The following is a 24850-nucleotide window of genomic DNA, read 5'->3' as shown; positions in this document are numbered from 1 at the left end:
TCCGGTGGCAGTGGCCGCCACCGTGGATGACGGTGGATCAGGCGCGTACCTGCGAATCCCCTGGCCGACGACGTGTCGGCCATCGCAGCCCGCGCCGGAAGGATCATCATCATGCGTTCTGCACGCACGCTGCTCGCCGGGGCCGCCGTCGCCGCCGTCCTCACCGCCGGTGCCCCGCTCGCCTACGCGGACGGCGCGGCCGACCCGGGCAAGAACCTGACCTGGCAGGAGAAGCAGGAGAAGGGCGCCAGCGCCGAGGGTCAGAAGACCTGGGAAGAGAAGCAGAAGGGCTCCTCCGGCGAGGAGCACAAGGCCGAGGAGTACAAGGGCGGCGAGTACAAGGCCGACGAGAAGGCCCCGCACGGTGGCGTGCACACCGGTGGTGGCGGCCTGGCCCTCTCCGGTGGCGGCCTGGCCTCCGGCGCGGTCCTGCTGCTCGGCGGCCTCGGCGCGGGTGCGATCGCCCTGCGCCGCGGTCGCCGCGGCGCCGACGCAGCCATCTGATCCCGCGCCGTTCCCGCCGCTCCCCCGCCGTGACCGCCGCCCCGTGCGCCGGTCGCGGCGGGGGCCCGCGGGGCGGCGCTTCGCCGTGTCGGGCCCGCGGTTGCGGGCCCGAGGAGAGGAGCCGGCGCGATGGCCGGTCTGGTCCCTGGAACGTCCCGGCTGCTGCGCGCGGGGATGGGCGCGGCGGCGGTCGGTCTGCTGCTGATCTACAACTCGGTGGACACGGTGTCCTCCGACGAGTCGGAGTCGAGGCAGGCCGCGCCCGCGGCGGCCACCGCGCCCGTCTCGCCCGGCGCCGCGCCCACCGACTCCCCGGCCGCGGCGCCCGCCACGACGGCCGCGGCCGGACCCGCCAAGGCGTCCGCGCCCGCGGCGCCCCCGCTGAAGCGGTCCAAGCCGACCCGGCTGAGGATCCCCCAGATCGGCGTGGACGCCCCCTTCACCGAACTCACCCTCGGCCCGGACAGCCAGCTCGGCGCCCCGCCGCCGGAGGACAAGAACCTGGTCGGCTGGTACCGGGACGGCGTCTCCCCCGGAGAGCGCGGCGCCTCGGTGGTCGCCGGGCACGTCGACACCACCAAGGGGCCCGCCGTCTTCCTGCTGCTCAGCCTGCTGCTGCCGGGTCACAAGGTCGAGGTCCAGCGGGCCGACGGCACGATCGCCGTCTTCTCGGTGGACTCGGTCGAGACCTTCGCCAAGGACGCCTTCCCCGACCAGAAGGTGTACGGGAAGACGCCGGACGCCCAGCTGCGGCTGATCACCTGTGGCGGCGTGTACGACAAGAAGCGCCGCGACTACCTGGACAACGTGGTGGTCTTCGCGCACCTGGAGTCCTCGCGCAAGGCCTGAGCCTTAGGGCTCGGGCCTTCGGCCCGGGTGCGGCGAGGACGGCGACCGCTGGCCCCTTCTCCGAGGAGGGGCCGGCGGTCGCCGTCGTCGCGCGGACCGGACCGGCGGTCAGCCGCGGACGGTGGCCTCGAAGGCGTGCAGGTAGGGGTTGACCGGGCGGACCTCCGCGACGGACAGGCCGGCCTCCTCCATCAGCCGGACCAGGCTCGCCTCGGAGTGCTTCGCACCGCCGACGTTGAGCATCAGCAGGAGGTCCATGGCGGTGGTGAACCGCATCGACGGGCTGTCGTCGACCAGGTTCTCGACCACCACGACGCGCGCACCCGGCGTGGCCGCCGCGACCACGTTGGCCAGCGTGCGGCGGGTGCTCTCGTCGTCCCACTCCAGGATGTTCTTGATGATGTAGAGGTCGGCGTGGACCGGAATGGCCTCCCGGCAGTCGCCCGGCACCAGCCGGGCCCGCCCGGCGAAGGCGCCGCCGTCCCGCAGCCGGGGGTCGGCGCCGGCGACCACCTTGGGCAGGTCCAGCAGGGTCCCGTGCAGGGTCGGGTGCTTCTCCAGCAGGCTGGCCAGGACGTGGCCCTGGCCGCCGCCGATGTCGACCACCGAGTCGATCCCGGTGAGGTCGAGGTACGCGGCGAAGTCGGCGGCCGACTGCCGGCTGGAGGTGGTCATCGCCTTGTCGAAGACCTTCGCGGAGTCCCCGGCGTCGCTGTGGAGGTAGTCGAAGAACTCCTTGCCGAACAGCTCGGGGAAGACGTTGCGGCCGGAGCGCACCGCCTCGTCGAGCTTCGGCCAGGCCTCCCAGGTCCACGGCTCGGTGCACCAGAGGGAGATGTAGCGGAGGCTGTTGGGGGCGTCCTCGCGCAGGAGGCGGGACATCTCGGTGTGCTCGAAGCGGTCGCCGCCCGCCTCCTCGAAGATGCCGTAGCAGGTGAGGGCGCGCAGCAGACGGCGCAGCTGCCCGGGTTCGGTGCCCAGCTCGGCGGCGAGGTCGGTGACGGTGGTGGGCGTGTCGCCGAGCGCGTCGGCGACGCCGAGCCGGGCGGCCGCGCGGACGGCGGCGGCGCAGGCGGCGCCGAAGACGAGCTCCCGCAGGCGCATGGCGGCCTGCGGGGTGGTGGCGGGTGCGGTGGTCATGTGCCGTCTCTCTGCTTTCTGCAGGGTTCTGCGGGTTGCTGCGGTCTCTGACGGGGGCGAACGAGGGTCTTCGGGGTGCCCGCCGCGCCTCCGGGGCCGGAGGGGAACCGGGGCCGGAGGCGCGGCGGGTGGGGTCGGGCGGTGTGCGGGCCGGACCGGGCACGGGCGGTGCGCGGGCGGCGGGGCCGGTCCGGCCGGATCAGCAGTGGCCGGCCGGCTCGGAGACCGCGCAGTGGTTGCGGGCGAAGGCGTTGTCGGTGCCGGTGTCGCGGTCGGCGAGGTCGGCCGGGCCGTTGCCGACGACGAGGTTGTCGGCCACGGTGTTGCGGGCGTTGGCCACGCCGACCACGCTGCGGACGAGCACGATGCCGCCGGAGAACGGCGAGGCCCCGACGTTGTCGCGGACCTGGTTCTCCGTCACCGTGGTCTCCTCGGCGCCGGTCAGCACGATCCCGGCCCCCTGGATGTGGTCCAGGCGGGGGTTCGGCGGGCAGTAGCGGTTGTTCGCGACGACCCGGTTGCGGGTGACGGTGAGCGCGCCGGCCCGGGGCACCCCTTCGTCGCCGACGACGAAGACGCCGCCGCAGTTGCCGTGGATCTCGTTCTGCTCGACGCTCAGGTCGCGCAGGCGGCGGACGGTGACCCCGATCCGGTTGTCGGCGAGCAGGTTGCCGCTCACCACCGTGCCGTCGGCGGAGAGGGCGCCGCCCTCGCTGTCCACGGTGTTCGCGAGGAAGACACCGGACTGGCCGTTGCGGGTCGACTCGTTGGCGGTGATCACGCCCCGGGTGGACCTCTCCTGGCTGATGCCCTGCTGGCCGTTGTCGTGGACGTGGGTGGCGCGGACGGTCATGCCGTCGGTGCCGGTGGCGTTGATCCCGTTCTTGCGGAAGCCCGTGACGGCGAGCGCCTCGACGGTGACGCCCGTGAGCGGCCGGTCGTCGGCGCCGACCACGCAGAGGCCGTGCCCGGCGGTCGCACAGGCGGCAGCCGTCTCGGGGACTCCTGCCCGGGCGGTGTCGGCGGGCAGGATCACGCTCTCCGGGCCGGCGCCGCGCAGGGTGAGACCGGGGGTGGCGATCCGGACGCTGCCCCGGTACTCGCCGGGGAGCAGCTGGACGGTGTCGCCGGGGAGGGCCGCGTCGACGGCCTGCTGAATCGATTCTCCGGGCCGGACCAGGTGCAACGGCCCGGCGGCCTGGGCCGGGGCGGCACCGAGGGCGGTGAGGACGGTGGTCAGGGCTGTCGTGGCGGCGGCGGTGGCCGCGGCGAGGTGGTGGACCCGTCGCGTGGGCATGAGTGGTGACCTGCTTTCTGGCGCGCTCGCGGGGGGACGCCGGCGCGGTGACGCGGTGTGGGCGGGGGATGACGGCCGGTGGGTGTCGGCCGAACCGACGCTAGGTGCGCGCCGGTGCCCCCGCCACCAGGGTTGGGCTGCCGGACTGACGGAGCGTCGGACCGGGGCCGTGCCGGAGCGGGCGGCGGGCCGGAACGGCGGCGGGCCGCCGCGGGAAGGCGACGGATGCCCGGAGCGGACCGGGAACGGCGTCGCGCCCGGCCGCAGGGTGCGGTCGGGCGCGCGGGGCGAGCGGGCTGAGCGGGGCGGGCGGCAGGGGGCGGCGGTCCCGGGGCCGGAGGCACGCCGGTGAGGGGCGGAGCGGGGGCGGGGGCGGGGCCGGAGCAGGGGCGGGGGCGGAGCGGACCCGGCGGTCGAAGGGTCAGCCGGCGGGTGTCCCGAGGCGGACCGGCAGGGCCGCCAGGTGCCAGGCGACCGGGTTGGGGCCCCGTTCGACCGCGGTGGGGGCGACGGCGAGTGCCAGCTCCGGATACATCCGCAGCAGGGCGCCGAACGCGGCCACCGCCTCCTCGTGGGCGAGTACCGCGCCGATGCAGCGGTGGGCGCCGTGGCCGAATCCCAGGTGGACTTCGTGGTGCGGCGCGGCGGCCCGGCAGAGGTCGAGCCGCTCGGGTTCGGCGAAGACCCGGGGGTCGTGGTTGGCGCCGGCGAGGATCGGCATCACGGCCTCGCCCTTGCGGATCAGCGTGCCCGCCAGCCGGAGGTCCTCCGTGGCGTAGCGGGGCAGCGCACCGAGCGTCGGACCGCACCAGCGCATCAGCTCGTCGACGGCGGCGGGCAGCCCGGAGAGGTCGGCGCGGAGCCCGGCGAGCTGCTCGGGGTGGGCGAGCAGCGCGGCCGTCCCGTTGCCGATCAGCGTGGCGGTGGTCTCGTGGCCGGCCACGATCAGGTTGAGGATCAGCGAGACCGTCTCGACCGGGTCCAGGGCCGTACCCTCGGCGGCGGCCAGCTGCGAGACGAGGTCGTCGCCGGGCTCCGTCCGTCGACGGTCGATCAGCTCCCGGGCGGCGGCGACCATCGCGCGCAGCGCCTCGTCCAGTCCCTCCCCGGCGCCCCGGCCGAGGTAGGAGCTCCAGGTGCGCCACTGCGGCCGGTCCGGCTCGGGGATGCCGAGCAGCTCGCAGATGACGGTGACCGGCAGCGGGTAGGCGAAACGGGCGACGAGGTCGACCGTGCCGTCGGCGTCCGCGTGCTCGCGCAGGGCGCGGGCGTGCTCCTCCGCAAGCCGCTCGATCCGGGGGCGGAACCGGCCGACGGTGCCGGCGGTGAACGAGGGGTGGACCAGCCCGCGCAGCCGGCGGTGCCGGGCGCCGTCCGCGTCGAACACCCCGGCGCGCAGGTACCTCTCGCACTCCGGGGGCAGGCCGCGGGCCCGCCAGACCTGCTCGGTGCGGTGGGCGGGCGTGGCACCGGGCACGTTCGCGACGTCGTTGACGAAGCGCGGGTCGCCCAGGACGGTGCGGACGTCCTCGTAGCGGGTGGCGATCCAGACCGGGTCGACGCCCGGGACGGTGCCGCGGGCGAGCGGGGCCCGTTCGCGGATCCGGGAGAAGACCTCGAACGGGCGGCGCACCAGCTCCGCGTCGCGCAGGTCGACCGTCTCGAACGGCCCGGCGGCCCCGGTGGCCCCGGTGGACTGGGTGGACTGGGTGGACTCGGCAAACTCGGCGGGCTCGGTGACGGTCATGGGAGCCTCCCTCGGGCCTCGGTTCTCGCTGCTCCCACGGATAGTGGCGGGCCCTGCACCGGCCTGTCCGGCTTCCCGGCTCCGATTCACTCGATCGAGCAAGAACGAGGCAGTCCCCGGAGGGACCGTCCGTGCACGACGACAGCCCGGCACCGGACCGCCGGCGGCCCACGTGACATGCTCGGAGCCATGGACACCGCCACCACCACGACCGTCGCACCCGCCGAGCCCGCGGCGGGGGCCGTCCCCCCGTTCGGCGCCCGCCGCAACCCGGTCGGCGCCCATGTGCCGGTGGCCGCGCGAGGGCTGGCCGGGACGGGCCTGGCGTACGCCCGGCGGGTGGGCGCGGAGACGGTGCAGGTGTTCGTGGCCAACCCGCGCGGCTGGGCCACTCCCCCGGGCAACCCGGCCCAGGACGCCGAGTTCCGGGCCGCCTGCGCCGAACAGTCGATCCCGGCGTACGTGCACGCGCCGTACCTGATCAACTTCGGCTCGGACAATCCGGCGACCCGGGAACGCTCGGCCACCTCGCTGCGCCACTCGCTGCTGCGCGGGCACGCGATCGGCGCGCTGGGCGTGGTGCTGCACACCGGTTCCGCGGTCGGCTCGGCACCGGGCGGCGGCTCCCGGCGCGACGAGGCGATGGCGCAGGTCAGGGAGGACGTCCGCCCGCTGCTGGACGAACTGGACGCGCTCGGCGAGGACGCGCCCTGGCTGCTCCTGGAACCGACGGCGGGCCAGGGCAGTTCGCTCTGCGCGCGGGTGGAGGACCTCGCCGCGTACGTGGACGCGCTGGACGGCCACCCCCGGGTCGGAGTGTGCCTGGACACCTGCCACGCCTTCGCCGCCGGTCACGACCTGGCGGTACCGGGCGGGGTCCGGGAGACGCTGGACGCCCTGGTCGAGGCCGCCGGCCCGGGCCGGCTGCGGCTGATCCACGCCAACGACTCGGAGGACGTGGTCGGCGCGCGCAAGGACCGGCACGCCAACATCGGGGCCGGCCGGATCGGCGCGGAGCCGTTCCGGGAACTGTTCGAGCACCCGGCGACGGCGGGCGTCCCGCTGGTGGTGGAGACCCCGGACCGCAAGCACGGCGGCGACGGCACCGGCCACGCGCTGGACATCACCGCCCTGAAGGAGCTGCGGGCCCGGGCGGCCGTCCCGGCGGTCTGATCCACCGGGTGCCGCATACCCGGCGAAATCCGTGCGCGACGGGGGGAACCGCCCGGGGCCGCAGACGGTCGTCCTCGGTGTGAACGCAAACGAACAACGGATCGACCCGGTGCCCCGGCCGCTCGGCCGCCGGCGTCTCCTGCTCAGCGCCGCCGGGGGCGCCGCCGCGCTCGCCGTCGGCGGGGGAGCCGGCTGGTGGGCGCGCCGCGACGCCGACACCGGCCACCGGCTGTGGAGCCGGACGCACACGGGCGGCCGGATCGCCCTGCCCCCGTCCCCCCGGTCCTCGTTGTACCTCGCGGGCCTCGACGGGACGGTCGAGGCCCTCGACCTGCGGACCGGGGCCGCGCGCTGGAGCACCGCGATCGGCTTCCGCAAGCCCGCCGACCCCTCGTACGGCTGGCCCGTCGCCGCCGGTGACGGACTCGTCTGCGTGGCCACCGACTCCCAGGTACAGGCCCTGGACGCCGCGTCCGGGACCCTCCGGTGGACCGCGGAGGCACCGGAGGCACCGGAGGGTCCGGGGTCCGCCTCGGTCCGGGGCACCGCGGTGGACGGCGGCGTCTTCGCGACCTACGACGACCGGCTGCACGCCTACGACACCGCCACCGGCGCCCACCGCTGGAGCACCACGACGGCGGGCGGGTTCGCACCCGTCGTCGCCGGTGACACGGTCTACCTCGCCGGGGACGAGGAGAGGATCACGGCGGTCGACGCGAGCAGCGGCGAGCGGCGCTGGGAACAGCGCGCCGTCGGCGGGCTGGGCGGCAGGCCCGTGGTCCACCAGGGCGTCGTCCACCTCACCACCGCCGACCAGCAGGCGCCGTCCGTCCTCGCGCTGGACGCGGCGACCGGCCGGGTGCTCTGGCAGCGCGCGCGGTTCGGCCACTGGCTGCTCTCGCCCTCCTCGGTCGCCGACGGCACGGTCTGCCTGAGCCGGAGCGACCAGGTCACCGCACTGGACGCCGTCACCGGGGAGACCCGCTGGACCGCGCAGGTGCCGCCCGGCCTGGGCGCCGGCACGAGCAGCACGACCGTCGCCGACGGCATGGTCTACGTCGCGCTGAACGACGACCGGCTCCACGCGCTCGACCTCGCCACCGGGCGGTTCCGGTGGCGCGACGAGCCGTCCTCCTTCGGCACCCAGTACACCGACCTGTCGCTCGCCGCCCACGACGGCGTCGTCTACCGCGGCAGCCGCACCGGCGTCTACGCGGCGGCGGCCTCGCCGACGTGACCCGCGGACGGACCGTGGCGTAACCCGGGCTGCCGAGGAGCGGAGGCGGTGGGAGGCTGGAACGACTGACGCCTCACAGGCTGGGAGTTTCCGATGAGCCCGTCCCGGAGACTGGCCACGCTGCCCTGCGGCCGCCGCAGCAAGTGGGTGGTGCTGGCCCTGTGGCTGGTCCTGCTGGTGGTGGCGGGCCCGCTGGCGGGCAAGCTCACGGACGCCGAGGACAACCAGGCCTCCAGCTGGCTGCCCGGCAACGCCGAGTCCACCCAGGTGCTCACCGAACAGCGCGCGTTCCAGCCGGTGGACACCGCCCAGGCCGTGGTGGTCTACGAGCGCCCCGGCGGGATCACCCCCGCCGACAAGGTCGAGGCGGCCCGGGACGCGGCGGCCTTCGCCTCGACCCCGCACGTGCTGGGCCAGGTGGTCGGGCCGGTGGAGTCGGCGGACGGTCAGGCCCTGCAGACCATCGTGCCGATCGACATCGGCACCGGCGGCTGGCAGGACCTCCGCCCCGCGGTGGACAGCCTGCGGGACACGGCCGCCGCGGACAGCCTCGGCATGACCACACACGTCACCGGCCCGGCCGGGATCGGTGCGGACCAGGCCGAAGCCTTCGCCGGCATCGACAGCACGCTGCTCGCGGCCACCGTCAGCGTGGTGATCATCCTGCTGCTGCTCACCTACCGCAGCCCGGTCCTCTGGGTGCTGCCGCTGTTCTCGGCGGCCGGGGCGCTGGTGGTCTCGCAGGCGGTGATCTACCTGCTGGCCGAGCACAGCGGACTGACCGTCAACGCGCAGAGCGCCGGCATCCTGATCGTGCTGGTGCTCGGCGCCGGTACGGACTACGCGTTGCTGCTCACCGCCCGCTACCGGGAGGAGCTGCGCCGTCACGAGGACCGGCACGAGGCGATGGCGTTCGCCCTGCACCGGGCCGGGCCCGCGATCCTGGCGTCCTCCGCCACCGTGGTCGCCTCGATGCTCTGCCTGCTGATCGCCGAGATGAACTCCACCAGCGGCCTCGGTCCGGTCTGCGCGATCGGCGTGGTGGTGGCGCTGGCCGCGATGACGACCCTGCTGCCGGCGCTGCTGGTGATCGTCGGACGCTGGGTGTTCTGGCCGGTCAAGCCCGCGTTCGGGACGCCGGAACCGACCCGGACCGGCCGCTGGGCGCACGTGGGGGCGTGGATCGGGCAGCGTCCGCGCAAGGTGTGGATCGGCACCTCGCTGGCGCTGGCGGCCTGCTGCGTCGGCCTCGTCTCACTGAACGTCACCGGTCTGAGCACGGCCGGCACCTTCACCGGCAAGCCGGACTCGGTGGTCGGCCAGGAGGTGCTGGAGCAGCACTTCCCCGCCGGGACGGGTGCGCCGCTGACCGTCATCAGCACGGCCGCGGAGGCCGAGGCGGTCCGCGCGGCGACACTGGCGACGGCCGGGGTGGCGTCCGCCTCGATGCCGAGGACGCACGAGGGGGAGGCGCTGTTCCAGGCCACGCTGGCCGACCCGCCGGACAGCCCCGCCGCCGAGAGGACCGTCGACCGGGTGCGGGACGCCGTCCACGCCGTACCGGGCGCCGACGCCAAGGTGGGCGGCTCGACGGCGGTGATCCTGGACGCCGGACGGGCCGCGACCGCCGACAACCGGGCGATCATCCCGCTCGTGCTGGGCGTGGTGCTGGTGATCCTGGCGCTGCTGCTGCGAGCGCTGACGGCGCCGCTGGTGCTGGTCGCCACGGTGGTGCTGTCGTACGCGGCCGCACTCGGGATCAGCGCGTTCTTCTTCGAACACGTCTTCCACTTCGAAGGGGTGGACCACGCGTTCCCGCTGTTCGTCTTCGTCTTCCTGGTGGCGCTGGGGATCGACTACAACATCTTCCTGATGACCCGGGTGCGGGAGGAGTCCGCGCATCGCGGCACCCGGGCGGGGGCGGTGGCCGGGCTCGCGGCGACCGGTGGGGTGATCACCTCGGCCGGACTGATCCTGGCGAGCACCTTCGCGGTGCTGGGCACCCTGCCCGTCGTCGGGTTCGCCGAGATCGGGTTCGCGGTGGCGCTGGGGGTGCTGCTGGACACGCTGGTGGTGCGGTCCGTGCTGGTGACGGCGGTGACGATGGATCTGGACCGACACATGTGGTGGCCGAGCAAGTTGGCCAGGCAAGTTCCTCCGCCCAAGGAGGAGTTGGCCAGACAGCTTTGAGTTACCGATGAGTTCATATGGTTATCGTTCACTGTCTTGCCGGGCGTGGCCCGTCCCGCATTGACTGCGGTCATGCCAATTCCCTCCACGCGCCGCCCGGGCGCGCGCCTCGCCGCGGCCTGCACGGCCGCCGCCGCCCTGCTCGCCCCGCTCGCCGCCGCACCGAGCGCCGGCGCGGCGACCACCGCCCCCGGGTCCACCCCGGCCGCCACCACCGCCGGGGCCGCGGCGGTCCCCACCGTGCCGGCGCTCAAGGTGCTGACGTACAACGTCTTCCTGATGAGCAAGAACCTCTACCCCAACTGGGGCCAGGACCACCGGGCCAAGGCCATCCCCGCCGCCGGCTTCTTCCAGGGCCAGGACGTGGTCGTCCTCCAGGAGGCCTTCGACAACGCCGCCTCCGACCAGCTGATCGCCCAGGCGTCGGCCGCGTACCCGTACCACACCCCCGTCGTCGGCCGCTCCACCAGCGGCTGGGACGCCACCTCCGGCAGCTACAGCTCCAGCACCCCGGAGGACGGCGGGGTCACGCTGCTCAGCAAGTGGCCCGTCCTCCGCAAGGAGCAGTACGTGTTCAAGGACGCGTGCGGGGCGGACTGGTGGTCGAACAAGGGCTTCGTCTACGCCGTGCTCGACGTCAACGGCCTGCGCACGCACGTGATCGGCACCCACCTCCAGTCCACCGACACCGGCTGCTCCGCCGGCGAGCCGGCGGCCGTCCGGGCGGCCCAGCTCAAGACGATGAAGGCCTTCGTCGACGCCAAGAACATCCCGGCCGCCGAGCCGGTCGTCCTCGCCGGCGACCTCAACATCGACTCGCACGGCACCGAGTACCCCTCGCTGCTCGCCAACGCGGGCGTCGCCCCCGCCGACACCCGCACCGGCTGGGCCGACTCCTTCGACACCGCCGACAACTCGATCGCCGCCTACCGCTACCCCGGTGAGCCCAACGAGGACCTCGACTACGTCCTCTACCGCGCCGACCACGCGCGCCCGGCGACCTACGGCAACACGGTGGTCCGGTTCCACAGCTCGCCCTGGACCGTGAGCAGTTGGGGCAAGAACTACACCTACACGGACCTCTCCGACCACTACCCGGTGACGGCCGGCTAGCGACCTCCGCCGCTACGGCGGGCCCGCCCGGCGGCCCGCCGTACCGGCCCGCCGGGCGGCCGGCGCGTGCTCAGCCCGCGCCGGTGAACCGCCGGTAGGCGACGGCCAGGGCGGCGTCCAGCGGCCGGCCGCGCACGGTGATCCCCGTCGGGCCCAACTCGTCCAGCGCGGTGACCGGTTCGCGGCCGTCGCCGACGGGGGGCGGCACCCTCCCCTGCCAGAAGGTGTCGAGGAGCTCGGCAAGCGGACGCTCCCCCGATGCGGATCCCGACGTGGATCCCGGTGCGGATTCGGACACGGCTGCGGATCACTCCCCGATCACGTCGGCGGACAGGGTGAGCAGCTCACGCAGCCGCTCGGTGGGCAGTTCGGCGAGCCACTGCTCGCCGTCACCGACCACGGCGTCGGCCAACGTCCGCTTGGCCGCGATCAGTTCGTCGATCCGCTCCTCGACCGTACCGACGCAGAGCAGCCGCCGGACCTGCACCACCCGACGCTGCCCGATCCGGTGCGCGCGGTCGGTGGCCTGGTCCTCGACCGCCGGGTTCCACCACCGGTCCAGGTGGATCACCTGGTTCGCGGCGGTCAGGTTGAGCCCGGTGCCGCCGGCCTTCAGCGAGAGCAGGAAGACCGGCGGCCCGCCCGGCGACTGGAACCGTTCGACCAGCTCGTCCCGGCTCGCGCGCGGCACCCCGCCGTGCAGGTACAGCACCTCCTCGCCCAACCGCCGCCGCAGGTAGGGCCGGAGCATGCCGCCGAACTCCGCGTACTGGGTGAAGACCAACGCCCGGTCGCCCTCCGCCAGCGCCTCCTCCAGCACCTCCAGCAGCCGTTCCACCTTGCCCGACCGGCCCTCCAGCGCCGTCCCGTCGTGCAGCAGCTGCGCCGGATGGTTGCACACCTGCTTGAGCCGGCCGATCGCCGCCAGCACCGCGCCCTTGCGCTCCACCCCGCGCAGCCCGCCCAACCGCTCCAGCAGGTCGGCGACCACCGCCCGGTAGAGGCCCGCCTGCTCGGCGGTCAGACCGCACCGGACGGTGAACTCCTGCTTGGCGGGCAGGTCCTGGACGATCGACGGGTCGCTCTTGCGGCGGCGCAGCAGGAACGGTCCGGTGAGCCGCCGCAGCCGCGCCGCGGCGTCGGCGCTGCCCGCCTGCTCCACCGGGATCGCGAACCGCTCCTTGAACCCCTCCGCGGTACCGAACAGCCCCGGGTTGGCGAAGTCCAGTACCGCGTGCAGGTCGGCCAGCCGGTTCTCCACCGGCGTGCCGGTCAGCGCGATCCGCGGGCCCGAGCGGAGCGACCGGAGCGCGCGGGACTGCCGCGCGGACCGGTTCTTGATGTGCTGCGCCTCGTCCGCGACGATCCTCCGCCACGGGATCCGGCGCAGCTCGGCGGTGTCCCGCTGGACCAGCCCGTACGTGGTGATCACCAGATCGGCGTGGTCGGCGGCCGGCCCGGGCTCGGCCCGGTCGGCGCCGTGGTGGACGTGCACCCGCAGGCCCGGGGTGAACCGGGCGGCCTCCCGCTGCCAGGTGCCGACCATCGTCATCGGGCAGACCAGCAGGACCGGCCCGGTGTCGCCGCGTTCCTTCTCCAGGGCCAGCAGCGCCAGGGTCTGCACGGTCTTGCCGAGACCCATGTCGTCGGCCAGCACGGCGCCGAGGCCCAGCCGGCCCAGCGCGTCCAGCCAGGCCAGTCCCCGCCGCTGGTACGGACGGAGCGTCCCGGTGAACCCGGCCGGCAGCACCGGCACCCGGTCGGCCCCGCCCGGCCGCCCGGCCAGCAGCTCGCCGATCGGTCCGGTGGCGTGGACGGCCGTCACCGGCAGGCCGTCGACCACCGCTCCGTCGTCCACGGCCAGCCGCACCAGCTCGGCCGCCGCCATGACCCCGCTGCCCCGCTCGGCCAGGAACCGCACAGCGGCGGCGAGTTGGGCCGCGTCGACCTCCACCCAGCGACCGCGCAGCCGGACCAGACCCTGCTGGGCGGCCGCGAGCTCGGCCAGCTCCTCCTCGGTGAGTCCCAGTTCGCCGATGGCGAGCTGCCACTGGAAGGCCAGCACGGCGTCCCGGTCGACCTGGGCCGTCCGCTTGACCGCGCCCGGCCCGTCGCCGGGCGCACCCGCGGTGAGCACCAGGCCGAGCCGGGGCCGCCGCTGCCACCAGGCCGGGAGCAGCACGCCGAACCCGGCGAGGGTGAGCGCGGGCGCGCCGTCCCGCAGGAAGCGCAGCGCGCCCTCCCGGTCGAGGTCCGCCCCGGCCGGAAGCGGCCCCGTCAGCACGGCGCGCAACGGCGGGTGGACCCGGGCGGCCCGCTCCAGCTCGGCGAGGAACGCCTCGGCCGGGTCGGGGACCAGCCGGGCCAGCGCCTCGTAGGCCGGGTCGGGATACCCCGGCCGCAGCGCGGCGGCCGGCACCACCAGCGACGGCCGCTCCACCCCCTGGACCATCAGGTCGAGCCGCCAGGCGTCGGCGACCGCCCCGCCGTCGGGGTCGTCCGGATCGGGACCGAGCGGTTCGGCGAGGCGGAACCCGAGCCGGACCGGAGCGTCCGCCGGCCGGGCCGACTGCCAGCCGGCCAGCCGCTCGGGCAGGCCGTCGGGCGGCGGTCCGCCCAGGCGGCCGTCGGGCGAGTGGAGCGCGGCGAGGAACGGTTCGGCGGGCGGGTCGAGATCCGCGAGGGCGGCGCGGGCCTCCTGGTCGACGAGCGTGCCCAGCACCTCGGCGAGCAGGGCGGCGGCCGTCGGGGCCGACGTGGTCGGGGTCGGGGTCGGGGTGGTCGGAGCGGCCACGGCGGTCGGGGTGGGTCCGGCGGGCCCGGACGCGGTCGGGCCGGCCCGGTGGTCCTCCGCCCGGCAGACCGGCGGGCACCCGGCGACCAGCGCCGTCACCTCACGGCGGGCCGGGGCGTCCAGGGCGGGTCGCCAGCGCGCGTACCACTCCCCCGCCTCCTCGGCCGGCGCAGGCACCAGCCGCCCCCGCCCGACCAGCCGCCAGGCGAGGTCGTGGACGGCCGCCAGCCAGCGCACCGACGCGCCGTACGCCAGCTCGGCCGACGTACCGTCCGGGAGCCGGACGGTCGCACCCGGCCAGTGCGGATCGTGCAGGGCGCCGAGCAGCTGGGCCGCCTGCGCCGGGTCGAACACCAGCGTCGGCACCCGCCAGGGGGCCAGCCCGATCCCCCGGGGCGCGGCACCGACCGGCAGGTCCGGCGACGGCACCGGGCGCCCGGCGAGCGAGGGCAGCAGCAGTCCGGTCCACCGCTCCGACGCCTGCTCCGCCAGCCACCCCACCCCCGGTCCGACCCCGCCCAGCAGCCGGACCACCTCGTCCGCCGCGCACGCGAACGGATGCCCGCCCCGGCCCCGCTCCACGGGGCCGCGATCACCCCGGTACGCCGCCGCGTCCTCCACCCACACCGCGAGCCGGCCGTCGGCCCGCCAGAGTGCGTGCAGGGCGTACATCGGCGGACGGAGCCTCTCGGAGGGGACGGCGGGGGTACGGGACCGTACGGGAACGACGGACCTCCCACCCTAGCCCGCCCCTCCGACAACACCCCCGAACGGCAAGCGGGGCGGCAACCCGGACGGCAAGCGGAGCGGCAAGCGGGGCGGTGCCCGCGGGCCGGGCGCCCGTCGGCGGACCCGGCCCGGCCTCCACCCGGATGCGTCACCACGCCGCACCACGCCGCACCGCGCCGGAAAGGACGCCCGGGAACGGTTCACCCGGCAGCGTCATCTGCGAAAGGATGCCGTCGTGCACAACGCGTCGAGCCGGTCGGAGAGCCCCGAACCGGATCAGATTCCTCTACGGCATCGGGACCACGGTCGCTGAAGCGCCGTCGATCCCGCCATGCCCGATCACCCGAGAGAGCTACGCTCACGTGACTGCTCCTGGAAACACCCGCACCGCCGGCACCTCGTCGGCCGGCCCCGCCCCGGCGGACCCCGCCGAGGAGGACGAGGCCGTCTCCTTCGCCCGCCGCTTCCTCGCCCGCGGTCCGGAGAGGCTGCTCGCCGAGGACCGCACGGATCGCCGGCTCCGCCGGACCGTCCGGCGGCACTGGGGACCGGCGTTGGACGCCTACCGTCTCGTCCTCGCGGCGGTCCTCGACCTGCAGGGCGACCTCCACGCGAAGTGCTCCGCAGAGGCGGCCGCCCGGCAGGACGCCGGGTTCGAGGCGCTCTCCCGGTTGCAGGCGCGGGCCGTCCAACTGGCCAGGGACGTGCACGACGACCTCGACGGCGGATTCGTCGACACGGCCTTCGCCCGCTGGCGGGGCCTGCACGAAGTGTCCGTGATCGCGCAGGTCCTGGCCGAGTTCGGCCGGGTCCCCGCCTACACCGACCTGTCCGAACGCTTCCTCCTGCACGACATCGTCCACAACGCCGGCGACGCGCGGCTCTACCAGGAGCACTACGAGAAGCTCGGCTGGGAGTCGCTCTCCACCGACACCATCGCCAGGATCGAGGCGACCCGCGACGAGCTCGTGCACCAGTTCGGCGAGCACTACGCCTTTCCCTACGGCTGGGCGATCGGGCTGCCGGGGATGGAGGCGGGCGTCAACCAGAACGCCCTGTACCGGCTGGCCGAGATCCACCCCCTGCACCCCCTCCACCGCTGGTCCGGGCACTTCGTCCAGTCCGACGCCAGGAGCGCCGCGTTCACCGTGGTCGACCTGGCCGAGGGCGTGCGGCCGGTGGCCAGGACCACGACGTCCGGACTGGACGGGCCGGCCTGCTGGGCCATGGACTCCCTGTTCCGGTGCACCGCGGTGTTCGCCCTCTACGCGCCGCCGGCACCTTCGCCGGACCTGCTCTGCGTGGGCAACACCGGTCGGCTGGACGGGATCGAGATCCTCATCGACCACGCGGCGCAGCTGTTCGACGCCGCCGACGTCGCCGAGCGCCGCGCCACGGCACGGAACCTCGCCAAGCAGCGGACGAGGCCGCACGAGCCGGCCGACGCGTTCGGATAGGGCGCGTCCCGGCCGCGTCCCGGACTGCGAGGCCGGGCAGTGTTCCGAACCGCGTCGGGGGCCGGCCGGGGTGACCGGCCGGCCCCCGACGCGGATCAGGGGGCGTCGGAGCGCTGGGCCGGGACGGACCGGTCCCGCTGGAGGTCGAGGAGTTCACGGAACAGCCCGCCGGGCCGGGCGGCGAGTTCGTCCCAGGTCCCGGTCTGGACGACGAGGCCCTGGTCCATGACGACGACGCGGTCGGCGAGGCGGGCGTTGGCGATGTTGTGGGTCACCAGAAGGATGATCCGACCGGGTGCGAAGCCGCGCAGGGCGTGCAGGATGCGGTGTTCGGCGCGCGGGTCGAGGTCAGAGGTCGGCTCGTCGAGGATCAGCAGACCGGGGTTGAGGGTGGTGCGGTAGAAGGCGCGCGCCACGGCCGCACGCTGCCAGCCGCCGCCGGACAGTTCGGCGCCGCCCATCCAGCCCTGGGCGAGCAGGGTGTGCCAACCGGACCGCAGCCGGGCGACGGTCTCGTCGAAGCCGGTGTGCCCGGCGGCCCGCCGGACCTCCGCCAGGGTGGTGTCGCCGACCGCCCGGGAACGGCCGGCCTGGTCGACCCGGCCGGCCCGGTCCGGGTCCTCGGTGCGCTCGGCGTCACCGACGTGTCCGAGGTGGATGTTCTCGGTGGCGTTCAGCGGCCAGCGGGCGAACTCCTGCGGGACGCGCGCCACCCGTCGCCACAGGCCGTCGGCGTCGAGCTCCTCGATCGGCACGCCGTCCCAGGTGATCCGGCCGCCCTGCGGGAGGTAGAGACCGGAGATCAGCTTGAGGAGCGTGGACTTGCCGCTGCCGTTCTGGCCGATCACCGCGACGATCTCGTCGCGACGCAGCGTCAGGCTGACCCCCCGCAGCGCCGGATCCTGCTGCTCGCCGGGGTAGGCGTAGCTGAGGTCGGTGACGGCGACCGTGGCCGGTGCACCGGGGACGACGGTGCCCCGCCGGATGCGGTGGCCACCGGCCTCGTCGAGGAAACGGAAGTAGTCGTCCAGGTAGAGGCCCATCCGGTAGAGGCGGGCACCGTTGCCGACCACACCCTGGATGCCGCTGCCGGCGGTGCGCAGCGCGAAGGTGGCGGAGCCGGCGGCGGCCAGCCCGATCCGGTCGGAGGCGACCAGGTAGAGCAGGGTGCCCCAGACCAGCGCGGCGCCCGCGCCGGTGCCGAACGCCGCGTACAGGGAGACCCGGGTGGCCCGGCGGACGGCCCGGTCGGTGGCCACGGCGATCCGGTCCTCGGTCTGCCGGTACTTGTCGAGCATGAACGGCGTGACCTGGTCCGACCTGACCTGGTCGGCACGGCCCTTGTCGATGAGGAACCAGCGGTAGACCCGCAGCGCCGCCCGCTCCTCGTTGGTGCCGACGGAGGCGAGGTAGTGGATGCGGGCGGTCCGCACGGCGGCGACGCCGGTCGGCACCGAACCGAGCAACAGGAACGGGACCAGCCACGGGTGGAGGGTGGCGAGGACGCCGGCCGCGGCGAGCAGGCTCACGGCGGAGGCGATCACGTCCTGGGCGTTGGAGAGCAGGTCGGGCGTGGTGGCGGCGCCCCGGTCGGCGGCCTCCCAGCTCTCCGCGTAGGCGGGTTCGTCGTAGGCGGCGAGCTCGGCGGCGCAGCCGGCCTCGATCAGTGCGAGGTCGGCCTCGCGGTTGATCCGGGGCGACACCCGCCCGGAGAGGCTGGTGACGGCGATGGCGAGGACGGCGCGCAGCGCGACGGAGGCGGTGAGGACGGTGAGGGAGGGGGCGGCGTCGCGGAGGTGGTCGGTGACGGGCCCGGGGACGAGCAACGCGTCGAGGGTGCCGGTGGTGAAGTAGAGGGCGAGGGCGCCGAACACGCCGGACAGGGCCTGGCAGACGAGCAGCAGCACGGTGGCGGAGCGGTCCGCCCGCCACGCGAGGGAGAGCGCCCTGCGGACCAGGTGCGGCAGACGCCGCACCATGGCGAGGGTGGAGATCGACGCGCCGGCCTTGAGCCGGTTGTCGCCGTAGAAGCGGGCGCGGAACTCCTCGGAGTGCTCCGGCTCCCGGCCGTCCTGCCGGTCGGGCAGGCCGTCCTCGGGCAGGTCACCGTCGGTCGGACCCTCCTCGGTCGGACCGTCCTCGGGCCGGTCACGGTCGGGCCGGTCATGTTGCGCGTGGGACTGCGTCACGTTGCTCCCTGGGTCGTCTGCCGGTGCGGCACGGGCGACCCCCTTCCCGCCGCCGGTGGGCGCGCGGGAGCGGCAGCCAAGCCGGGCGGCTCGGCTGCGGACGGGTGGGGTCTCGCCGGTGCGGTCCCCGATCCTGGCAGCGGTCCACCGGGCTCCTCGGCGTGTCCCGACGGCACTCACTCGATCCGGCGAAGTCCGTGTCGGCATCGGCGAGTTGGTGGCGATCAAGCCCAGCGCCCCACCGGTGCCGCGGCCACGCACCGGTGCCGCGGCCACGGGAGACGGACGCCCGGGGCACCGGGCTCCCGCGCGTCAGGCGGTGCTTCCCGTCGCGCCCGGGGCCGCGAAGGCGCGACGGAGTTCGGCGGCGGGGCCGCCCGGATCACCGGCGGGCAGGCGCGCGGCCAGGTAGCCGTCCGGGCGGATCAGGAAGGCCGCTCCCGCGCCCGTCCCCGCGTCCGCGCCGTCGCGTGCGCCGTCGCCCGGGGCGTAGGCCGCCCGGAACGCCCCGGCGGCGTCCCGGACGTACGGGAGCCGCAGACCGTCCGGCCGGGAGTCCGCCCCGGCGGCCAGGACCACGTGGACGTCGAGGAGGCCGTGGGCCGCCGAACGCGCGGCGGCCGCGGTCCCGTGGAGTCGTTCCGCCGGTGTTCCCGCGTCGGCGTACAGCAGCAGGGCGTGCCGGGGGCTGCGCAGCAGGTCGAACAGGCGCTGCGGGAAGGCGGTCAGCGGCCGCTCCAGCCCGCCGCAGTCCGGCGCCCGGTCACCGGCGAGGGGGCCGTGGCCGCCGCCGGGGTCCCCGGCCCCGCCGCCGGGCGGGGTCAGCGGTCCGCCGCGGTAGCCGACCAGCAGTTGGGCCTCCCGGAGCAGCAGGGTGGTCAGGTCGTCCGGGTCGGCGTCGAAGCCCGCCCGGGCATGGCGCACCGTGCGTCCGACGACCTCCTCGCCCACCGCGTGGCGTTCCGCGTGGTAGCTGTCGAGCAGTCCGTCGGCGGCGATCCCCCGGACCGCGAGGGCGAGCTTCCAGGCCAGGTTGTACGCGTCCTGGACCCCGGTGTTCATGCCCTGGGCACCGGTGGGCGGGTGGACGTGGGCCGCGTCGCCGGCGAGGAGGAGCCGGCCCTCCCGGTAGCGGTCGGCCAGCCGGTGGCTGATCCGGAAGACCGACGACCAGCGCAGCGCGGTGGCCGTGGTGGGCTGCGGCGACAACCGGTCGAGCACGGCCTGGATGTGCCGCAACTCCGGTGCGCGGACGCGTTCGAGACCGTGAGCGACCTCCCCGGACGGCGCGGAGGCCAGCTCGGGCGGGACGAGCATCGACATCCGGTACCGCCGTCGGCCCGGCAGCGGTATGCAGACCAGCAGGTCGTCGGCGACCCCGTCGGCGTCCAGGTGGGTGGCGCGCACGCCGTAGCCGTCGGGGAGGTCCCAGTCGACCTCGACGTCGCCCAGCATGTACTGCTCGGGGAAGGCGTCGCCCTCGAAGGCGATCCCGGCCGCACGGCGCACCCGGCTGTGCGCGCCGTCACAGCCGACGACGTACCGCGCCGCCGCCTCCCGCGGCCCGTCCGGCGTGGCGAGCGAGACGCGGACGTGGTCGTCGCGCTGCTCCAGGTCCAGCAGTTCGGTGCCGCGCTCGACGGTCGTCCCGTAGCCGGCGAGGTGGTCGGTGAGCAGCCGCTCCGTGGTGTACTGCGGGAGCGCGGCGAAGCGGTACGGCACGTCGGCGGGCAGGTCGAGGTCGATCCGCGGGCCGGGATCGCCGTTCACGAACATCAACTGGCCCCGCATCGGCACGGCTTCGTCGAGGACCTCGCGGACCAGCCCCATGGCGTCCCAGACCTCCAGGGTGCGGGGCTGGATGCCGACCGCCTTGGCGTACGGCTGCGGGGCGGGCAGACGGTCGACGATCCGGCACTCAACGCCCCGGCGGCGAAGCTCCGCGGCGGCCGTCAGTCCGACCGGCCCCGCCCCCACGACCAGTACCTCGGTGTCACCCATGACCACTCCTCGGTGCCGGGAGCACACCCGTCCGTGGTTCCAGGCTGCCCCGCCCGCACGCCGACGCGCCACTCGGCCCGGCGCCGCGGCCGTCCGGCCCCCGCCGGCGGCCCACCGGCCCGGGGCCGGCCCCGGGCGCCCCCGGCGGGGCCCGGCCGGTCCGGGACCGCCCCGCCCTGGCAGCCTCACACCTCATGAGGCACCACCTTGCGGCTCCCAGAGTGACCAGAACCCATTCGGCGCAGCCCCGAACGCCTCATCTGGCGTGCATAGCAAGGTATTTGAGCCTACGGTGCGGTTCGAGGGGGCTTCCAGACGAGAGGTGAGCACTGCCATGGCAGGAAAGTTCGAGCTGTACACGGACGAGAGCGGCATGCACCGGTTCCGGCTCAAGGCGAGCAACGGCACCGTCGTGGTGACGGGCGACCCGCAGGAGAACCGGGACGACTGCATCAAGAGCATCGAGTCCCTCCGGAAGCTCGCTCCCTACGCGGAGCTGAAGGAGGCGGCCGCCCGGCCGGCCTGAGCGCCCCGGTAGGCCCCTCGGCGGGCGGGGACGCGGGTCGGCGGGACAAATCGCCGACCCGCGTTCGTTTGTACGACAGATCCCTTTGGCCACGTGCACGCCGGACCCGGACAGAACTCAGGCATGCGTGTCGTCATCGTCACCGAATCCTTTCCCCCCGAGGTCAACGGCGTCGCCCACAGCGTGCTGCGGACCGCCGAGCACCTGCTCCGCCGGGGCCACCAGCCGCTCGTCGTCACTCCGGCGCCCGCACGCGGCGCGCAGAGCCCGTCACACACCTTCGGTGCCGGTCCGGCCATGGCCGACCTCCCCGTGGTGCGGGTCCCGTCCGTCCCCCTTCCCGGCTACCCCCAGGTCCGGATCGCACTGCCCAGCCGCCGGCTGGCCGCCGCGATCCGGGGTCACCGGCCGGACCTGGTGCACCTGGCCAGCCCGTTCGTGCTCGGCGCGCGCGGCGCACAGGTCGCCACCCGGCTCGGCCTGCCGGTCGTCGCCGTCTACCAGACCGACCTGGCCGGGTACGCGCACGCCTACCGGGCCGGGCGCGGACTCGGCGAGGCCGCCGCCTGGCACCGGATCCGCTCCGTCCACGGCCTCGCCTCCCGGACGCTCGCGCCGTCCACCCCCGCCGCGCAGGACCTCACCGCGCACGGCGTCGCCCGGGTCCAGCTCTGGCCGCGCGGCGTCGACTCGGCCCGCTTCCACCCGCGCCACCGGGACGAGGCCCTGCACCGGGCGCTCGCCCCCGGCGGCGAGGTCCTGGTCGGGTACGTCGGGCGGCTCGCGCCGGAGAAGCGGGTCGACCTGCTGGCCCGGACCTCGGCCCTGCCGGGGGTACGGGTCGTGATCATCGGCGACGGACCGTCCGCGCCGGGGCTGAAGGCCGCCATGCCCGGTGCGGTGTTCCTCGGCCGGCGCACCGGGGAGGAGCTGGCCCGCTGCTTCGCCACGCTGGACGTGTTCGTGCACACCGGGCCGCTGGAGACCTTCTGCCAGACCATCCAGGAAGCGATGGCCAGCGGGGTCCCGGTGGTCGGCCCGGCCGCCGGTGGACCGCTGGACCTCGTCGCGCACCACCGCACCGGCCTGCTCGTCCCGCCCCGGGACGGCGCGGCGGTCGCCCGGGCGGTGACCGCCCTCGCCGAGGACGCCGAGCTACGGGCCGCGTACGGCCGGGCGGGGCGGGCCGAGGTGACCGCCCGCACCTGGGAGGCGGTCGGGGACATGCTGCTGCGGCACTACGCGGAGGTGCTGGCGGAGCACCACGGGGCGACGACGGCGACGGCATCCACGCCGGAGCCGGTAGCCGTGCCTGTGCCGGTGCCGGTGCCCGCAGCCGTGCCTGTGCCGGTAGCCGTGCCCGCAGCCGTGCCGGTGCCGGGGAGCGTGCAGGCCGGTGCACCCCGGGCGGACACCACCGGCCGGAACGGCCTGCACGCCGTCCAGGAGACCGCCGACGCCGCCGGGAGCGCCGCGGGAACCCGCGCGCACGCCACCCGGGACGCGGCCGGCACTCCGGTCACGGAGGAGCTGACGGCATGACCGCCGGACCGCTGCGCATCGTCCGGGTGGCGAACTTCGTCACCCCCGTCTCCGGCGGGCTGCGGACCGCACTGCGCCACCTCGGCGCGGGCTACCGGGCCGCCGGGCACGCACCGGTGCTGGTCGTCCCCGGCGAGCGGCGAGCCACGGAGGAGGACGAACAGGGACTGGTCGTCACCCTCCCCGGGCGGGTCCTGCCCGGCAGCGGCGGCTACCGCCTGCTCACCGACCGGCGCGCGGTCGCCACCGAACTGGAACGGCTCGCACCCGACCGGCTGGAGGTCTCCGACCGGACCACCCTGCGGTGGACGGGCTCCTGGGCGCGACGGCACGGCGTCCGATCGGCGATGGTCTCGCACGAGAGTGCCGCCGGACTGCTGCGCACCTGGGGCCTGCCCGGCCCGGTCGCCGGCGCGGCGGCCGACCGGCTCAACGGCCGCACCGCCGGGTCGTACGACACGGTGATCTGCACGACGGACTGGGCCGCCGCCGAGTTCCGCCGCCTCGGCGTCCGGAACGTGGCCCGCGCGCCGCTCGGCGTGGACCTCGCCGCCCTGTGCCCGCCGGGCGCCGACGAACGGGCCGAGGAACGGGCCCGGTACGCGACACCTGGCGAGGTGCTGCTGGTGCTCTGTTCGCGGCTCTCCCCCGAGAAGCGTCCCGAGCACGCGCTCGACGCCCTCGCCGAGCTGCGCGCGCGTGGCCTGCCCGCCGTCCTCGCGGTGGCCGGCGCCGGACCGCTCAGGTCGCGGCTGGCCGCCCGGGCCGCCCGTGACCGGCTGCCCGTGCACTTCCTCGGGCACCTCGCCGGGCGCGACGCGGTCGCCCGCCTGCTCGGCTGTGCGGACGTGGTCATCGCCCCCGGGCCGGTGGAGACCTTCGGGCTGGCGGCGATGGAGGCGCTGGCCTGCGGCACGCCGGTGGTCGTCAACCGCTGCTCCGCCCTGCCGGAGCTGGTCGGCCCGGCCGGGGTGGCCGCCGAACCCACGGGCGCCGGGTACGCCGACGGAGTGCACGACCTCCTCGCGCGCCCCAAAGCGGCCCGGCGCGCCGCCGCCCGCGCCCAGGCCGAGCGGTACGGCTGGCCCGCCGCCGTGGCCGCCTTCCTGGCCGCTCACGGTGCATCCGGCACACCGGGCGCACCACATGCATCCGGCGCATCCGGCGCACCGGGGACCCACGACGCGGGATAGCGGAAGCCCACGGGCCGCAGGCAGGGAGCCGCAGGACCGGCGCCGAGCAGGAGGGCGGCCCCCGTCCTCCCGCTGCGGCGAACGCGCGTGCGCATGCGCAGGACGGAACGGCCGGGCCGGAGGGCCCGGGAAGGTGTGGGAGGTGCGATGAACACGATCGCGGCGGTGGACGAGGGAGACGGCACCGTTCCGGGTGCCGCTCACGGGGCGACACGGGCGAGTGCACGACGGACCGGCGAACCGGTCCGGTTCGTGGCACTCGGGGATTCACTCACCGAAGGGATCGGCGACCCGATCGCCGACGGATGGCGCGGCTGGGCGGCGCTGCTCGCCCGGTCACTGGCCCCGCCGCACACGGGTGTCGAGTTCACCAACCTCGCACGGAGCGGCGCACTCACCACCGACCTGACGGCCGAGCAGCTGCCGACGGCCCTGGCGCTGCGTCCGCAGCTGGCGGCCGTGGTCGCCGGCGGCAACGACACCCTGCGGTCCGGCTTCGACGTCGCACGGACCGCGCGGGCGCTCGACGCCGTCCTCGGCCGGCTCACGGACGGCGGCGCGCAGGTGCTCACCGCCTGCCTGCCCGACCCGGGCACGCTGCTGCGGCTGCCGCCTCCGCTCGCCCGGCCGCTGGCCCGGCGGATGCGGGCGGTGAACGCGGTGGTGCACGCCCTCTCCGTCCGCCACGGGAGCGTCCACCTGCACATCGCCGACCTGCCCTGGAGCGCCGAGCGGCAGTTGCTCAGCGTCGACCGGCTGCACCCGAGTGCCGAGGGCCACCACCTGATCGCCCGGGGCTTCCACGGCCTGCTCGCGGACGCCGGGCGCCCGCTCGGTCCGGTCCCCGTCCCGGAGCCGGTCGAACCGCCGCCGGGCACGCTGGCGGACCTCTGGTGGATGGCCACCCGGGGCACCCGCTGGGTCGTGGACCGCAGCACGGACCTGCTCCCGGGCCTGCTGGCGCTGGCCGCCGTCGAGGGCTCCGCCCGCCTCCGGGGCACCACCTGCCGTCAGGACGAGCTGATGGCCCGCGCCACGACCGCCGCCCTCACCTCCCTCCCGCCCGTCACCTCCCTCGGGCGGGCGGCCGGCTCCGAGCAGGACGGCGGGGGCCGCCTCCCGTCCGGCAATTGATCTTGTGCTGCGGTCGGGGCCGGGCCACCATGTGG

At 75.4% G+C, this 24850-nt stretch carries 18 protein-coding genes; 11 read left to right on the top strand and 7 right to left on the bottom strand.

Going from position 1 to position 24850, the window contains the following annotated elements; genetic code table 11:
- Positions 1-111 precede the first annotated feature (111 nt).
- The gene (locus tag PUR56_RS28210) at positions 112-504 is read left to right on the top strand and encodes a hypothetical protein (protein ID WP_329880077.1); all 393 of its coding nucleotides are present in this window, start codon (positions 112-114) and stop codon (positions 502-504) included.
- Positions 505-633: 129 nt separating this feature from the next.
- Complete coding sequence (locus PUR56_RS28205; RefSeq protein ID WP_329951001.1) at positions 634-1353, top strand: class F sortase; 720 nt, start codon at positions 634-636, stop codon at positions 1351-1353.
- Positions 1354-1461: 108 nt separating this feature from the next.
- Here PUR56_RS28205 and PUR56_RS28200 read toward each other — a convergent pair whose 3' ends face one another.
- The 3 genes from PUR56_RS28200 to PUR56_RS28190 all read right to left on the bottom strand — a co-directional run bounded on the left by PUR56_RS28200 (position 1462) and on the right by PUR56_RS28190 (position 5537).
- The gene (locus PUR56_RS28200) at positions 1462-2493 is read right to left on the bottom strand and encodes a methyltransferase (RefSeq protein ID WP_329951000.1); all 1032 of its coding nucleotides are present in this window, start codon (positions 2491-2493) and stop codon (positions 1462-1464) included.
- 199 nt (positions 2494-2692) lie between these two features.
- A complete protein-coding gene (locus tag PUR56_RS28195; protein ID WP_329950999.1) occupies positions 2693-3790 on the bottom strand; it encodes a right-handed parallel beta-helix repeat-containing protein in 1098 nt (365 codons plus the stop codon).
- A 421-nt stretch (positions 3791-4211) separates the two neighbouring features.
- Positions 4212-5537, bottom strand: a complete 1326-nt coding sequence (locus PUR56_RS28190) for a cytochrome P450 family protein (RefSeq protein ID WP_329950998.1) — start codon at positions 5535-5537, stop codon at positions 4212-4214.
- A 189-nt stretch (positions 5538-5726) separates the two neighbouring features.
- Between PUR56_RS28190 and PUR56_RS28185 the strand changes: the two genes are divergently transcribed.
- From PUR56_RS28185 to sph, 4 genes are all read left to right on the top strand, one after another.
- Complete coding sequence (locus tag PUR56_RS28185; RefSeq protein WP_329950997.1) at positions 5727-6710, top strand: deoxyribonuclease IV; 984 nt, start codon at positions 5727-5729, stop codon at positions 6708-6710.
- Positions 6711-6789: 79 nt separating this feature from the next.
- Positions 6790-7947, top strand: coding sequence for an outer membrane protein assembly factor BamB family protein (locus PUR56_RS28180; RefSeq protein WP_329950996.1), 1158 nt, complete (start codon positions 6790-6792; stop codon positions 7945-7947).
- Between the two features lie 93 nt (positions 7948-8040).
- Positions 8041-10137 (top strand): MMPL family transporter, encoded by a 2097-nt coding sequence (locus PUR56_RS28175; RefSeq protein WP_329950995.1) that lies wholly within the window; start codon positions 8041-8043, stop codon positions 10135-10137.
- A 72-nt stretch (positions 10138-10209) separates the two neighbouring features.
- Positions 10210-11250 (top strand): sphingomyelin phosphodiesterase, encoded by a 1041-nt coding sequence (gene sph / locus PUR56_RS28170; RefSeq protein WP_329880085.1) that lies wholly within the window; start codon positions 10210-10212, stop codon positions 11248-11250.
- A gap of 70 nt (positions 11251-11320) precedes the next feature.
- On the opposite strand, the gene PUR56_RS28165 is transcribed toward sph, so the two are convergent.
- Both PUR56_RS28165 and PUR56_RS28160 read right to left on the bottom strand, forming a co-directional pair.
- A complete protein-coding gene (locus PUR56_RS28165) occupies positions 11321-11548 on the bottom strand; it encodes a hypothetical protein (RefSeq protein WP_329950994.1) in 228 nt (75 codons plus the stop codon).
- A 9-nt stretch (positions 11549-11557) separates the two neighbouring features.
- Positions 11558-14716, bottom strand: a complete 3159-nt coding sequence (locus PUR56_RS28160; RefSeq protein ID WP_329950993.1) for a DEAD/DEAH box helicase — start codon at positions 14714-14716, stop codon at positions 11558-11560.
- 419 nt (positions 14717-15135) lie between these two features.
- On the opposite strand from PUR56_RS28160, the gene PUR56_RS28155 reads away from it, so the two are divergent.
- On the top strand, positions 15136-16230 hold the full coding sequence (locus PUR56_RS28155; RefSeq protein ID WP_329880089.1) for a DUF5677 domain-containing protein: 1095 nt from the start codon (positions 15136-15138) through the stop codon (positions 16228-16230).
- A 95-nt stretch (positions 16231-16325) separates the two neighbouring features.
- On the opposite strand, the gene PUR56_RS28150 is transcribed toward PUR56_RS28155, so the two are convergent.
- Positions 16326-18419: an ABC transporter ATP-binding protein gene (locus PUR56_RS28150; protein WP_329950992.1), complete on the bottom strand. Its 2094-nt coding sequence runs from the start codon at positions 18417-18419 to the stop codon at positions 16326-16328.
- Positions 18420-18731: 312 nt separating this feature from the next.
- Entirely contained in the window at positions 18732-20420 is a 1689-nt protein-coding gene (locus PUR56_RS28145) for an FAD-dependent monooxygenase (RefSeq protein WP_329950991.1), read from the bottom strand.
- 334 nt (positions 20421-20754) lie between these two features.
- On the opposite strand from PUR56_RS28145, the gene PUR56_RS28140 reads away from it, so the two are divergent.
- The 4 genes from PUR56_RS28140 (at position 20755) to PUR56_RS28125 (ending at position 24815) form a co-directional block, all read left to right on the top strand.
- Positions 20755-20946, top strand: a complete 192-nt coding sequence (locus PUR56_RS28140; RefSeq protein WP_329880092.1) for a YegP family protein — start codon at positions 20755-20757, stop codon at positions 20944-20946.
- 123 nt (positions 20947-21069) lie between these two features.
- On the top strand, positions 21070-22488 hold the full coding sequence (locus PUR56_RS28135) for a glycosyltransferase family 4 protein (protein ID WP_443034581.1): 1419 nt from the start codon (positions 21070-21072) through the stop codon (positions 22486-22488).
- Positions 22485-23681, top strand: a complete 1197-nt coding sequence (locus PUR56_RS28130) for a glycosyltransferase (protein WP_329950990.1) — start codon at positions 22485-22487, stop codon at positions 23679-23681. Before PUR56_RS28135 ends, PUR56_RS28130 begins: the two co-directional genes overlap by 4 nt.
- 147 nt (positions 23682-23828) lie before the next feature.
- A complete protein-coding gene (locus tag PUR56_RS28125) occupies positions 23829-24815 on the top strand; it encodes an SGNH/GDSL hydrolase family protein (protein ID WP_329950989.1) in 987 nt (328 codons plus the stop codon).
- The last annotated feature ends 35 nt before the right edge of the window (positions 24816-24850 follow it).

Source organism: Streptomyces sp. BE303 (genome assembly GCF_036290945.1).
GTDB lineage: Bacteria > Actinomycetota > Actinomycetes > Streptomycetales > Streptomycetaceae > Kitasatospora.
Note: the sequence above shows the minus strand (reverse complement) of the source record. Positions and strands in the feature narration are given on the sequence as shown.

Bases quoted from the DNA above. Each gene is read 5' to 3' on its own strand.
- PUR56_RS28210 (WP_329880077.1), top strand. From the start codon at position 112: ATGCGTTCTGCACGCACGCTGCTCGCCGGGGCCGCCGTCGCCGCCGTC.
- PUR56_RS28205 (WP_329951001.1), top strand. From the start codon at position 634: ATGGCCGGTCTGGTCCCTGGAACGTCCCGGCTGCTGCGCGCGGGGATG.
- PUR56_RS28200 (WP_329951000.1), bottom strand. From the start codon at position 2,493: ATGACCACCGCACCCGCCACCACCCCGCAGGCCGCCATGCGCCTGCGG.
- PUR56_RS28195 (WP_329950999.1), bottom strand. From the start codon at position 3,790: ATGCCCACGCGACGGGTCCACCACCTCGCCGCGGCCACCGCCGCCGCC.
- PUR56_RS28190 (WP_329950998.1), bottom strand. From the start codon at position 5,537: ATGACCGTCACCGAGCCCGCCGAGTTTGCCGAGTCCACCCAGTCCACC.
- PUR56_RS28185 (WP_329950997.1), top strand. From the start codon at position 5,727: ATGGACACCGCCACCACCACGACCGTCGCACCCGCCGAGCCCGCGGCG.
- PUR56_RS28175 (WP_329950995.1), top strand. From the start codon at position 8,041: ATGAGCCCGTCCCGGAGACTGGCCACGCTGCCCTGCGGCCGCCGCAGC.
- sph (WP_329880085.1), top strand. From the start codon at position 10,210: ATGCCAATTCCCTCCACGCGCCGCCCGGGCGCGCGCCTCGCCGCGGCC.
- PUR56_RS28160 (WP_329950993.1), bottom strand. From the start codon at position 14,716: ATGTACGCCCTGCACGCACTCTGGCGGGCCGACGGCCGGCTCGCGGTG.
- PUR56_RS28145 (WP_329950991.1), bottom strand. From the start codon at position 20,420: ATGGGTGACACCGAGGTACTGGTCGTGGGGGCGGGGCCGGTCGGACTG.
- PUR56_RS28140 (WP_329880092.1), top strand. From the start codon at position 20,755: ATGGCAGGAAAGTTCGAGCTGTACACGGACGAGAGCGGCATGCACCGG.
- PUR56_RS28135 (WP_443034581.1), top strand. From the start codon at position 21,070: ATGCGTGTCGTCATCGTCACCGAATCCTTTCCCCCCGAGGTCAACGGC.
- PUR56_RS28130 (WP_329950990.1), top strand. From the start codon at position 22,485: ATGACCGCCGGACCGCTGCGCATCGTCCGGGTGGCGAACTTCGTCACC.
- PUR56_RS28125 (WP_329950989.1), top strand. From the start codon at position 23,829: ATGAACACGATCGCGGCGGTGGACGAGGGAGACGGCACCGTTCCGGGT.